The sequence below is a fragment of the Chitinophaga nivalis genome (assembly GCF_025989125.1).
In the GTDB taxonomy this organism is placed as follows: Bacteria; Bacteroidota; Bacteroidia; order Chitinophagales; family Chitinophagaceae; genus Chitinophaga; species Chitinophaga nivalis.
On sequence record NZ_JAPDNR010000001.1, the window covers coordinates 1925994 to 1939203 of the forward strand.

The following is a 13210-nucleotide window of genomic DNA, read 5'->3' on the forward strand; positions in this document are numbered from 1 at the left end:
AGTAATGCTGGTCAGCCATCCTTCCTCTTTTATTGCTACGGATTACAACCCGTAGATATCACTGTATTTTTTCTTCGCATAATCCAGGAAGTAACCGAATTCCAGTGGCTTGCCGGTTACTTTGGCGCACAATTCATTGGAGGTATAATACCTGCCGAAAGGATGAATGTGTTGGCGGAGCCATTGTAATAAAGAACTGTAGTCACCAGCTGCAATGGCGGTGTCCAGGCCTGTTATCTGTTGCTGTGCAGCTGCAAAAAATTGTGCTGCATAGAAGCTGCCGAGGGAATAGGTCGGGAAATAACCGAAGCTGCCATGTGACCAGTGAATATCCTGTAATACGCCGTGTACATCATCCGGTACGGTAACATGCAGGTACTGACGGTAGTATTCATTCCAGGTATGGTGCAGGTCTTTTACGGCAATGCTGCCATCCATCAATCCTTTTTCTATTTCATAACGGATCATGATATGAAAATGGTACGTCAGTTCATCGGCTTCGGTGCGGATGAGGGAAGGCTGTACTTTATTGATGGCGTGATAGAAGCCGGAAAGCGGTACGGCGCTCAGGTTTTCAGGGAACAACCGTTGCAGGCGGGGATACTGATGCTGCCAGAAACCCAGGCTGCGGCCTACATTATTTTCCCATAGTCGTGACTGAGATTCGTGGATGCCCAGGCTGGTTGCTTCTCCGCAGGGCAGGCCGTATTGTGCGGTCGGGAGCCCCTGTTCGTACAAGGCATGGCCGCCTTCATGGATACAGCTCCACGTCATGTTGCCAAAATCATTTTCATCGATGCGGGTGGTAACGCGTACATCCTGCGGATTGAAACTGGTGGTAAACGGATGCTCTGAAATATCCTGCCGGCCGGCAGTGAGGTCATAGCCCATTTCTTTCAGCAGGTCGATGCCAAACTGCCACTGGCGGTCGCGTTGATAATGCAGGTGCAGGAAATCTTTCTGTACCGGTGCTTTTTGTTCAATCTGTGCCAGCAGTGGAGACAGGGCCGTTTTTACATCGTTGAAAACTTTGTCGAGCTGAATTACATCGGCGCCTTTCTCGTATTCATTCAGCAGGGCATTGTAGGGATGGCCTTCATAGCCGAGAATATCAGTTTCCTGTTTTTTGAGCGCAATCATTTTCGTGAGGGAAGGCGCAAAGAGACTGTAGTCGTTGGCTTTGCGGGCTTTTATCCAGGCATGGTAAGACTCGTTGGTCACCTGCGACATTTCCGCTACAAAGGCTGCCGGGTATTTTTTATTTTTATCATAATCTTCCTTGGAAAGAGCGATGTTCTTTGTTTGTATGGCGTCCAGTCCTTCGGCGCCGTGCAGGGTTTGCAGCAGCTGTTCCAGTTCGGGAGCGATATACATTTCGTGGGCAATGGTGCTGAGGGTGGTAATTTGTTGTCCTCTGAATGCCGCGCCTTTTTCGGGCAGGTAGGTTTCCTGGTCCCAGCTCAATACAGCCAGTGTGTTTCTTACATCTGCTATTTTCTGCAGCTTCGTCTGGTAGTCGTTATATGATGCTATGGTAGCTTTGTTTTCGGACATGCGGTAATTTTTTAGCAAATTTAATGGATGACAGGTATGAACCCTTTATTTTTACAACTATGAAAATAAGAGAAATTATTGCAGTTATAGAAGACTTTGCGCCTTTGCAATACCAGGAAAGCTACGATAATGCCGGGCTTTTATTTGGTAATGCGGAGTGGGAGGTCACCAATGTGTTGTTGACCCTGGATACTACCGAGGCGGTGATAGACGAAGCTATTGCCCGTGGGTGTAACCTGGTGATTGCGCATCATCCGATTGTTTTTGGCGGGTTGAAAAAGATCAACGGCAACAATTACGTAGAGCGGGTAGCTATTAAAGCGATTAAACATGATATAGCGGTATATGCTGCCCATACCAACCTGGATAATGTGCGTAACGGGGTATGTGCGCAGATGGCCGGGAAGCTGGGACTGGAAAACTGCGAGGTGTTGCAGCCGAAACGGGGCTTGCTCAAAAAGTTATACACTTTTGTGCCGGAGGCGCATGCCGAAGCGGTACGGACGGCCCTATTTGCCGCGGGGGCAGGTAATATCGGCAATTATGGGGAATGCAGCTTTAACGCTGCCGGACAGGGCACTTTCAAGGGGGCGGCCGGTACAACTCCTTATGTAGGTACCCCCGGGGAAAGACATTTTGAAGCAGAAATAAAGTTGGAAGTAATTTTTCCGGTATATTTGGAAGGCCGGATTATCAAGGCGCTGTTAAACAGTCATCCCTATGAGGAGGTGGCATATGACGTGGTCAGCCTGGATAATGCTTATCAGCAGGTGGGTTCGGGAATGATCGGTACCCTGCCGGAAGCCATGGAAGAGCAGGCATTCCTGCAATATGTAAAGCAGCAGTTTCAGACGGGTTGTGTGAGATATACGCCGTTGCGGGGCCGGCCGGTAAAGAAGGTGGCGCTATGCGGAGGCGCAGGTAGTTTTCTGTTAAAGCGGGCTATCAGTGCCGGAGCAGATGCCTATATTTCCTCAGATTTTAAATATCATGAGTTTTTTGATGCTGAAAATCAATTAATTATAGCTGATATAGGACATTTTGAGAGCGAGCAGTTTACAGTGGAATTATTTTATCATATATTGACTGAAAAATTCCGTAATTTTGCGCCTCTTAAATCTACGATTATAACAAACCCGGTAAATTATTTATAATACATGGCAACCGTAAAAGAATACTCCGTTGAAGAAAAATTAGCGTCTGTACTCAGGTTACAGAAGATTGATTCCAAACTGGATGGTATCCAGGTGTTGAAAGGGGAGTTGCCGATGGAGGTGAAAGACCTGGAAGACGAGATCGAAGGTTTAAACACCCGTCAGTCTCACATCGAAAATGAGATGAAAGGTATCCAGGACTTCGTTACCAGCAAGAAAGCAGCCATCAAAGATGCGGAAGCGCTGATCAAGAAGTACGAAAAGCAACAGGATAATGTGAAGAACAACCGCGAGTTTGAAGCTATCACCAAAGAAATGGAGATGCAGACACTCGAGATTAAACTGGCTGAGAAGCACATTAAAGATGCCAACGAGGAAATAAAAGAGAAAGGCCGGATACTGGAAATGGCTAAAAAAGCAGTTTCTGATAAAGAATCCAACCTGAAACACAAGAAAGGTGAGCTGGAAAAGATCATCAGTGAAACGGATAAAGAAGAGAAAGCTTTCCGCAAAGAAAGTGAAGATGCCCGTACCAAGGTAGATGCCCGTTTACTGGGAGCTTACGAAAAGATCCGCAGAAACTACCGTAATGGTCTGGCTGTGGTAACCGTAGAGCGTGATTCCTGTGGTGGTTGCTTCAATGCGATCCCTCCTCAGCGTCAGGCAGAAATCCGTCAGCACAAAAAAATCATCGTTTGTGAGCACTGCGGCCGTATCCTCGTGGATAACGACCTGGAAGCTACCGTAACGATCTAAGCATATTAAGTAAGACATCTTTAAAGCCGTTTAAGCTGTTTATTCCTACCGGAGTAAATGCCTTAAACGGTTTTTTGTTCCCCGCTGTTTCCCCTGTCTTCTCCCATAAAAAAATATATACTAATTTATTTAGTTTTGTTTTACTAAATATATTAGCTTTGCTCCCGACGTCTTTTGCGCAGGTTACATGCGTAGTAGTTCTTTTAATTTGTGGCAGGAAATTGGATGGGCATAGCAACTTTAAAAATTGTGAATTGTTATTGGGATTTGTGAACCGGTTATGTGAGATTTGGCCTTAATTTCAGGAATTTTGCCCGTATGCGTAGTATTTTTTCTTTGGTCCTTTTGATGAGTCTGTGGTTAGGAGTGAGTGCAAGACAACCCGTATTTGATTTTAACAGCCGTTGTGAACAAGCGTATGAAGCCATTATGCAATTACGGCTGAATGCCGGCAAAGCATTGCTGGAGGCTGAAAAGAAAGAGCATCCTGATAACCTGGCGCCCTATTTTCTGGATAATTACGCAGATTTCTTTCCGCTCTTCTTTAATGAAGATGCCGCGGAATACTCCCGTAAAAGAGGCCTGCGTTCTTTCCGCCTGAATAAAATGGCTGAAGGTTCTCCTGACTCTCCTTATTATCTTTATACACAGGCAGCTATCAAGTTTCAGTGGGCATTGGTTAAAATCAAGTACGACGAAAAATGGGACGCCACCTGGGAAATCCGGAAAGCATATATTATGCTGAAAGATAACCAGAAACGTTTTCCGGACTTTATGCCCAACTACCTCCTGCTGGGTACCATGCAAACGGTTTTCGGCACCATTCCGGAAGGATACAAGTGGATTACCAATATACTGGGACTTAAAGGAAGTATCAAGCAGGGGATGGCCAACGTCAATACGTTCATCGACAGCAATGCGGCAGAGGCGAAAATGTTCCGGGAAGAATCCTATTATTACTACTGTTACCTGATGTTGTTTATCGTGAACAAACCGGAAGATACCTGGGAGTTCCTGCACCGTAAACAGCTGGATACAAAGAATAACTACCTCTTTGCCCTGATGGTGGCCAACCTGGCCCTGAATAACCAGAAAGCCGCCGTGGGATTGAAAGTGCTGGAAGACCGTAACGATACTGCCCAATACGCCGATATCCAGTACTATAACTATGTAATGGGGTTATTGAAACTGACGCGGCTCGACAGTGATGCACATGTATACCTGGAGCGGTTTGTCAATAATTTCAAAGGCCGGTTTTACCTGAAAGAATGTTTACAGCGGTTAAGCTGGTATTATTACCTGGAAGGTAATCAGGCCGCAGCCAATAAGTACCGCGACATGATTCTGACCAGAGGAGGAACGGAAACAGATGCCGATAAACAAGCCCTGAAGGAGGCTAAAAGCGGTAAATGGCCCAATTCTTTTTTACTGAGAGTGCGGTTGCAGAGTGATGGCGGCTACTTTACAGAAGCCCTGAAACTATTACTGACAAAAAAAGCGGCTGATTTTACAGCCATTGAAGATAAACTGGAATATGCCTATCGCCTGGGCCGTATCTATGATGAAACCGGACAGGATGACAAGGCGATTGCCATGTATGAAGTGACTATTAAAGTGGGAAGCAACCGGCCGGAATATTATGCTGCCCGTGCTTCCCTGCAAATGGGCTATATTTACGAAAAGCGTCACGATAAAGCCAAAGCTATTCAATGTTACCAGCAATGTCTGGACATGAAAGGCCATGATTATAAAAATTCCCTTGACCAGCGGGCCAAAGCAGGCATACAACGTGTAAACGGCCTGTAAGCAGTTCCCGGACAGGAGAAGGAGGAATAATTACGAATTTCCTTACTTATGTTACAGCGATTAACAATTAAGAATTACGCCATTATTGAACACCTGGATGTTGATTTCTCAGGTAACCTGAACGTGATTACCGGAGAAACCGGTGCGGGTAAATCCATCCTGTTGGGCGCCCTCTCCCTGATTCTGGGAGAAAGAGCCGATCCGGGTGTGTTGTTCGATAAAACCGGGAAGTGTATTATTGAGGGGCTCTTTAAAGTGAAGAAATCGCAGGTGGCTGCGTTTTTTCAGGAGCATGAACTGGACCTGGAAGACCAGCTGATTATCCGCCGGGAAATCAGTGCTGCCGGCAAATCCAGGGCTTTCGTAAATGATACGCCGGTCAATATTTCGCAGCTGTCTGAACTGAGTACCTATCTGGTAGACCTGCACCAGCAATTCGATACCCTGGATCTGGGTAATTCAGATTTTCAGCGGGAAGTAATAGATGCACTGGTGAATAAACCTGCTGCCCTGCAACAATATCAGGGTGTTTATCAGCAGTATGTACAGGTACAGAAACAATACAAACAACTGTCGGATAGCCGCGACAGTGCCAATAAAGAACTGGATTACAACCGTTTCCTGCTGGATGAATTGTCGGAAGCGGGGTTTGCCCCACATGAAGTGGAAGACCTGGACAATGAACTGCAACTCCTCAGTCACGCGGAAGAAATCAAGAATAGCCTTAACCGGGCCTATTTCCAGCTGAAAGAAGATGAGCAGCCTATCCTGCAGCAACTAAAGCAACTACAGTCTTCCCTGCAGGGATTGTCTTCTTTTCATAAAGATATGCCTGGTGTAGCCGCCCGCTTATTGTCGGCCTATGTGGAACTGCAGGATATTGCAGAAGAAATAGAAAACATTAATGACCAGGTGCAGTATGATGCCCAACGCATAGAGCTGGTGAATGAACGGCTTACTTTGGGATACCGGTTGTTTAAGAAACACGGGGTGCAACAAACAGATGAGTTGCTGCAGATAAAAGATGCCCTGACCGTGAAGGTGGAAAGTGTGCTGAACCTGGACGAACAACTCGCTACCCTGGAAAAAGAACAGGCGCAGTTGCAGGAAGGATTGCTGCAAATGGCAGCGGTGCTGACGGCTGCCAGACAGGCCGAAGCTACGCCGTTTGAGAAGAAAGTGAATACTCTGCTGGCACAGGTAGGTATGCCTAATGCCCGCTTAAGAGCGGATATTATACCCGGTGAATTAAATCCTTTCGGACAGGATACTATTGAATTCCTGTTTGATGCCAATAAGAGCAATCAGTTTGCACCTGTCGGGAAAGTAGCTTCCGGTGGTGAATTGAGTCGTTTGATGTTGTGTATTAAATCGCTGGTGGCACAATCTGTTGCCTTACCTACGCTTATTTTTGATGAGATAGATACCGGTATTTCCGGAGAAGCTGCCCGGCAGGTGGGTGTGATCCTGAAAGACCTGGCCAAAGCGCACCAGATCATCTGTATTACGCACCAGCCGCAGATTGCAGGCAAGGCAGATGCACATTATTTTGTGTACAAGGATGCGAAGGCAGATAAAGTAACGACCAGTGTACGGTTGTTGTCGCAGGAAGAAAGAGTGAACAAGATTGCGCAGATGCTGAGTGGAGAAAAACCAACCGCTGCTGCCCTGGAGAATGCACGGGAGATGCTGGCAGTTGGTATATGATAACAGGCGGCAGGTGTTTTGCCGCGCCACCTACCATATGTAAATGATAAAGCTATCACTGGTCGCCGTACCGGATAGCTTTTTTTTTCAACTATAACGACTATTTTTGCCGAAATTAATTTTTGACCAAATGGCTCATAACTTATTAAAAGGGAAGAAAGGTATTATCTTCGGCGCACTGGACGATAAGTCTATTGCATGGAGAACTGCACTGCGTTGTGTGGAAGAAGGCGCTGAAATTGTGCTTACCAATGCTCCTATTGCCCTGCGTATGGGTGAGATCAACAAGCTGGCAGAAACCTGTAAGGCGCCGGTAATTCCTGCCGATGTAACCAACATGGATGATCTGTCAAACCTGTTTAACAAATCCATGGAACATTTTGGTGGTAAAATCGACTTCGTACTGCATTCTGTGGCGATGGGTATGAATATCCGTAAAGGCAGAAGCTATACTGACCTGGATTACGATTTTAATCATAAAACATTCGATATCTCAGCGATGTCATTGCACCGTGTGCTGCAAACAGCTTATAAACTGGATGCACTCAACGAATGGGCATCTGTGATTGCGCTGTCTTATATCGCTGCACAACGTGTATTCCCTGACTACGGTGAAATGGCTGATGCCAAAGCCCTGTTGGAATCTATTGCCCGCAGCTTCGGTTACCACTATGGTACCCACAGAAAGATCCGTGTGAATACCATTTCTCAGTCTCCGGTTAGAACCACTGCCGGTGCTGGTGTGAAAGGTTTTGACGGTTTTATCTCCTATGCAGAACATATGAGCCCATTGGGTAATGCTACAGCAGACGAATGTGCCAATTACGCAGTGGCGCTGTTCTCTGATCTGACCAAAATGGTAACCATGCAGAATCTGTATCATGATGGTGGTTTCTCCTTTACCGGAGTTTCCAAGCCTGTGATTGATCAGATGGAAAAATAATCATTATCCTCTTTTTTTGATACCGGAAGCGGGAAGTTCAACGTGTTGTAAACACACTGCCCGATGCCGGTATCAACAGGATACAAAATAAAAAGCCGCTTCCTCTCAGGAGCGGCTTAAATGTGTTATCCGGCATGGGATGCCTGGGAGCGCGTGAACAACGAACGTTCTGTCTAATATTCGTCCTCGTTAAAGAAGAAGTCATCCTGCGATGGATAATCAGACCAGATATCTTCAATCCCCTCGTAAATTTCTCCCTCATCCTCCAGCTCCTGAAGGTTCTCGATTACTTCGATCGGTGCACCGGAACGAATGGCGTAGTCGATAAGTTCGTCTTTAGTAGCTGGCCATGGAGCGTCCTCCAGGTATGAAGCTAATTCTAATGTCCAGTACATCTTATTAAAATTTTTATTTTTTAATTTTCCGCAAAAGTATTATTTAATTTGAAATAAACAACTTTTACTATTTTATTGGTTAATTACTTTTCTTTGGGTTATGCTAACCGCTCGCAATGTTACCAAAAATTATTCCAACTTGCCCATCCTGAAGGGAGTTGATATTACTGTCAGTAAAGGTGAAATTGTTACTATCGTAGGGTCTTCCGGCGCCGGTAAAAGTACCCTGTTACATATCCTGGGAACGCTGGATACACCCAGCGGAGGGGAGGTTTGGCTGAATGATGTCAATCTGACCGGATTGAGCGGCAACGAGCTGGCCGATTTCCGGAACCGTCATATTGGCTTTATTTTCCAGTTTCACCACCTGCTGCCCGAATTCACGGCACTGGAAAATGTATGTATTCCTGCCTATATAGCGGGTAACCGTCAGCGTCAGGTAAAGGAAAGGGCTATATTTCTGCTGGAAACCCTGGGTTTGAAAGAACGGCTGGAACATAAGCCCAATGCTTTATCCGGTGGAGAACAACAACGGGTGGCGGTAGCACGTGCCCTCATCAACAATCCCGATGTGGTGATGGCAGATGAGCCTACCGGTAACCTCGATTCCCGGAATGCGCGGGAACTGCATAACCTGTTCCTGGAACTGCGGGATAAGCTGCAGCAAACCTTTATCATTGTTACGCATAATGAAGAACTGGCGCCGCTGAGCAACCGGCAGCTGGTCATGAAAGACGGCCGGATTATCGCCGATGCGGGTCAGTCCCTGATTCAGTAACCGTAAATATCCATACCTGCCCGGAAGGTATTACAATGGGCATTCACAATATCTTTGATATGGGTGGCATAACCGCCACCCATGGCTACTGCACAGGGGATGCCTCTTTGCTGCAGGGCTTGAAATACCAGCTCATCACGCTGCCGGCAACCTGCTGCCGTTACTTTCAGCTTCCCGAATTTATCAGAATCGAGTATATCCACGCCTGACAGATAAAATACCAGGTCCGGCTTTACCCGGTCAATGAGTACCGGCAGGGCTGCGGTCAGTTCTACCAGATAAGCATCGGTAGTCATCCCATCCGGCAACGGAATATCCCAGTCGGAAGTTTCTTTGTGGAAAGGATAGTTGTGGGCGCCATGCATACTAAACGTATATACGTTGGCGTTATGAGCGAACAAAGCGGCTGTACCATTGCCCTGGTGTACATCCAGGTCTATTACCAGCAACTGTTTTACCTTTTTTTGCTGCAACAGGTAATTGGCGGCAACCCCAAAATCATTCAGCAGGCAGAAACCCTCGCCGTGATCTGCAAAAGCATGATGCGTGCCGCCGGCAATATTAAACCCGATCCCCTGTTCCAGTGCATGCAGCGCTATGTCAATGGTACCCTGTGTAATCACAATTTCCCGTTGTGTAAGGGCCGGCGACTGTAAGAATCCGATACGCCGTTGCTCCCGGTCAGACAAGGTTTGTTGTTGCAGCTTATGCCAGTACTCCCGCGTATGGGTCAGCAGGATAACTTCTTCTGGCGCCGGTTCCGGTGTAAATAACAGGTCTTCCGTAATAATACCTTCCCGCAGCAGCTGGGTGGCCATCAGTTCATATTTGAGCATCGGAAAACGATGATCGGCCGGCAACGGGTGGGTATAAATATCATGGTAGGCAATCTTCATAAAAAATATACAGTCATCTTCCTGAATAAATACGCTTATTGTACCCGGATAATCGATTTTTCGGCGATTACAAACACGGGCTCCCCCGGTAAAGGGTCAAGGGTGGCCAGGCCGGTAAAGTGTCCGAATGCGGGTAAAATGCCGCAATGCCGGCCAAAATAAAAGCAGGGTAAACGCAGCCGTTGTCTGGCGGCGCCGGCCATCACCACACCCGGATGCAGGTGGCCGGAAAAAGTATACCGGTAGCCGTTACTGTCTTCACATGGTTCATGCATGAAATGGATGTCATGGATGGTCAGCGATGGATGGGTATGTATCTCCAGCCGGGTATATATTTCCTCCGGCATAATGTCATGATTGCCTTTCACCAGATCGATACGGATGTGAGGAAACTGTTGCCGCCAGATCCGGAAATACTGTACTTCACTGTTTTCCTGGCTATGAAACATATCTCCGACAATGATAATACGGGCGGGCGTATACCGGGTAATCAGCTGTTGCAGACGGAACAGGTCTTCCTGTACCATCCCGGCCGGTACGGCAATACCGGCTTTCCGGAAATGCGTTGCTTTCCCCAGATGCAGATCTGAAAGGATAAAAGTGTTGGCTTCTTCCCAAAAAATCACCCGTTCGGGCAACAGGTGCCAGTGTTGTTCCTGAAAGTAAAATATTTCCCCTGTCACTGTCTCCACAGATTTTTAACTGCGATGCAAATTATTACTTTCTTAACCGTTTGCCGTGATCAATTTTTTAATCCGGTCTTCCAGCTTTTCGCTGGTCATGGTATCCCGCAGGCTGTCTACTTTTATCGGGAAGCAGAAGGGCGTGAGCTTTTGCGGCGTGGTGATCACAATCCGGCTTTGGGCAATCCGCTCCAGTGTTTCGCGTAGCCGGGCTTCTTCCATCTGATAAAAAAAGGCTTCATTAAACGCCTGTTTCAGCAGGAGGTTTTGCGGATCATAGTCTTTGAATACATTGAACAGGAGAGAGGCAGATGATTGCAGGTGCCGGTTGGCCTTATGTTTTCCCGGGTATCCCTGGAAAATGAGTCCGGCAATGACTGCAATGTCGCGGAACTTCCGGCGGGCCATTTCCGTCGCATTCACGCTGGTCTGCAACTCGGTGAGCAGGTTATCGGTGGTGAACAAAGTCTTTACATTGCTTGCATCCACCGGGATGGGCTGATCAGACAATAGTTCAAAGCCATAGTCATTCATGGCCATCGAGAACGTAATCGGCTGTATACGGCTGATCCGGTAGGCCAGCAGCGCCGCCATGACTTCATGTACCAGCCGGCCTTCAAACGGATATACAAACAGGTGGTAGCCATCTTTGGTCTGAATCTGTTCTATCAGCAGCTCATCGTGCCGGGGAATATGCGATAGCTCCTCCTGCAGGTTAAACAGGGGCTGCAATGCTATCAGTTCCGGATCGCGTGTCTTGCGGGACAGCGCCTCATTGAATTTCTGGCGCAACATCCTGCCCAGGTTGGAAGACAACGGAATACGGCCCCCCTGGTAACTGGGTACTACCGCACGTTTGGCGGCCGACTTCCGCACCAGCACCGTCATATCTTTGATGAGTACCAGCTCCAGGTTGCGACCGGCCAGTATAAAAGAATCGCCCGGTTGCAGCCGGGAGATGAAACTCTCTTCTATCACACCTACATAGCCGCCACTCATGAACTTTACTTTCATCATGGCATCGCTCACGATCGTGCCGATGTGCAACCGGTGCCGCATCGCCTGCATCCGGCTGGTACAGCGGTAAAAATCGCCCGTACGCTCCAGTTTTTTAAACTCGTCGTAGCCCGACAGCGCTTCGCCGCCGGTGGTAAGAAAGGCCAGGAGCCATTGCCATTCCTCTTCCGAGATATGCTGGTAACAAAAGGTATGGCGGACCTCTTCCCATATTTCAGCCGCATGAAAACCATCGGATACGGCCAGGGTCATCAGGTATTGCAATAGTACATCGTAGGCCAGCAGTACCGGCATCCGGTTTTCTATCAGGTCTTCTTTGATGGCGGCTTTTAATGCAGCTGCTTCTACCAGCTCGAGGGCATGGGTGGGCAGAAAAAAGATTTTACTGACAGCGCCTGGCTGATGTCCGCTACGGCCGGCCCTTTGCAGGAAACGTGCCACTCCCTTGGGGCTGCCTACCTGTATTACGCTGTCGACCGGTCTGAAATCCACGCCCAGGTCGAGGCTGGCGGTACATACTACCGCTTTGAGGATACCGTTGTGCAGGGCTTCCTCCACCCATATACGTAGTTCCATATCAATGGAGCCATGGTGTAAGGCCAGGGCGCCCGCCAGCATCGGGTCTTCCCGGAGCAGGGCCTGGTACCACAGTTCCGACTGCGACCGGGTATTGGTAAATATCAGGGTGGTTTGCCCGGCTTCAATCACAGGCAGGGCCTGCGGCAACATTTTAATACCCAGGTGACCTGCCCACGGATAGTTTTCTATTTCATGCGGGATGACGCTTTGCAGGGCAATATTTTTTTTCAGCTTCGCCCGGATAATAATGCCGTGGCTGTGATGGGGGCCCAGCAATACTTCCAGGGCTTCTTCCAGATTACCGATGGTAGCGGAAATACCCCATACCTTTAATGCCTTTCCCCGTAAGCCTTTCAGCCGGCTGATGCCTAACTCCGTCATCACGCCGCGTTTGCTGCCCAGCAGTTCATGCCATTCATCCACTACTACCGTATGCAGGTGGGTGAAAATGGCAGGATAGTTTTTCTGCGCCAGCAACAGGTGCAGACTTTCCGGGGTGATGATGAGTACTTCCGGCATTTGTTTTTTCTGGGCAGCACGGGCAGCCATCGGCGTGTCACCGCTGCGGATGCCGGTTTGCCAGGGTATGTTCAGCTCTTGTAATACTTCATTCATCGCCCTGCTGAGGTCTTTGGCTAGCGCGCGTAAGGGCGTGATCCATAAAAGCTGTAAGCCATTTTTGGTGCTATGCTGGTAATTATCAGGATGGGCATCTATCCAGGCAATCACGGCGCCCAGGAAGAGTGAGAAGGTTTTACCAAATCCGGTAGGTGCATTGACGAGGCCGGATTTGCCCTGCAGGTAAGCTTTCCAGGCATCTTCCTGGAATTTGAAAGGCTGCAGTGATTTGCCGGCCAGCCATTGTGTAACTACCTCCCATCCGCGCGAACGTTGTTGCATACAGATGAAATTAGGATAAAATGATAAATCATGAATCGCTTA

Annotated in this window: 11 protein-coding genes; 6 read left to right on the top strand and 5 right to left on the bottom strand. The window is 47.9% G+C overall.

Annotated elements, in window-relative coordinates; translation table 11 throughout:
- Positions 1-42 precede the first annotated feature (42 nt).
- Positions 43-1554 (bottom strand): carboxypeptidase M32, encoded by a 1512-nt coding sequence (locus OL444_RS07945; protein WP_264733755.1) that lies wholly within the window; start codon positions 1552-1554, stop codon positions 43-45.
- A 59-nt stretch (positions 1555-1613) separates the two neighbouring features.
- On the opposite strand from OL444_RS07945, the gene OL444_RS07950 reads away from it, so the two are divergent.
- From OL444_RS07950 to OL444_RS07970, 5 genes are all read left to right on the top strand, one after another.
- Entirely contained in the window at positions 1614-2708 is a 1095-nt protein-coding gene (locus tag OL444_RS07950; protein ID WP_264733754.1) for a Nif3-like dinuclear metal center hexameric protein, read from the top strand.
- A 3-nt stretch (positions 2709-2711) separates the two neighbouring features.
- Positions 2712-3464, top strand: coding sequence for a zinc ribbon domain-containing protein (locus OL444_RS07955; RefSeq protein WP_264733753.1), 753 nt, complete (start codon positions 2712-2714; stop codon positions 3462-3464).
- A 348-nt stretch (positions 3465-3812) separates the two neighbouring features.
- Positions 3813-5270 carry a tetratricopeptide repeat protein gene (locus OL444_RS07960; RefSeq protein WP_264733752.1) on the top strand — a complete coding sequence of 486 codons (1458 nt, stop codon included), beginning with the start codon at positions 3813-3815 and terminating at the stop codon, positions 5268-5270.
- Positions 5271-5318: 48 nt separating this feature from the next.
- Positions 5319-6977 carry a DNA repair protein RecN gene (gene recN / locus OL444_RS07965; RefSeq protein WP_264733751.1) on the top strand — a complete coding sequence of 553 codons (1659 nt, stop codon included), beginning with the start codon at positions 5319-5321 and terminating at the stop codon, positions 6975-6977.
- Positions 6978-7107: 130 nt separating this feature from the next.
- Entirely contained in the window at positions 7108-7920 is an 813-nt protein-coding gene (locus OL444_RS07970) for an enoyl-ACP reductase FabI (RefSeq protein WP_264733750.1), read from the top strand.
- Between the two features lie 173 nt (positions 7921-8093).
- Here the strand turns inward: OL444_RS07970 and OL444_RS07975 are convergent, their stop codons facing one another.
- Entirely contained in the window at positions 8094-8315 is a 222-nt protein-coding gene (locus tag OL444_RS07975) for a DUF2795 domain-containing protein (RefSeq protein WP_012794455.1), read from the bottom strand.
- Positions 8316-8454: 139 nt separating this feature from the next.
- Here OL444_RS07975 and OL444_RS07980 point away from each other — a divergent pair, with 139 nt between their 5' ends.
- A complete protein-coding gene (locus OL444_RS07980) occupies positions 8455-9093 on the top strand; it encodes an ABC transporter ATP-binding protein (protein WP_264733749.1) in 639 nt (212 codons plus the stop codon).
- On the opposite strand, the gene OL444_RS07985 is transcribed toward OL444_RS07980, so the two are convergent.
- From OL444_RS07985 to OL444_RS07995, 3 genes are read right to left on the bottom strand one after another with little or no spacing between them, the layout of a single operon-like run.
- Positions 9087-9989, bottom strand: coding sequence for a histone deacetylase family protein (locus OL444_RS07985; protein ID WP_264733748.1), 903 nt, complete (start codon positions 9987-9989; stop codon positions 9087-9089). The two genes, OL444_RS07980 and OL444_RS07985, sit on opposite strands and share 7 nt — an antisense overlap.
- A gap of 35 nt (positions 9990-10024) precedes the next feature.
- Positions 10025-10681 (bottom strand): ligase-associated DNA damage response endonuclease PdeM, encoded by a 657-nt coding sequence (pdeM, locus tag OL444_RS07990; RefSeq protein ID WP_264733747.1) that lies wholly within the window; start codon positions 10679-10681, stop codon positions 10025-10027.
- A 33-nt stretch (positions 10682-10714) separates the two neighbouring features.
- Positions 10715-13168, bottom strand: coding sequence for a ligase-associated DNA damage response DEXH box helicase (locus tag OL444_RS07995; protein WP_264733746.1), 2454 nt, complete (start codon positions 13166-13168; stop codon positions 10715-10717).
- Between the last annotated feature and the right edge of the window lie 42 nt (positions 13169-13210).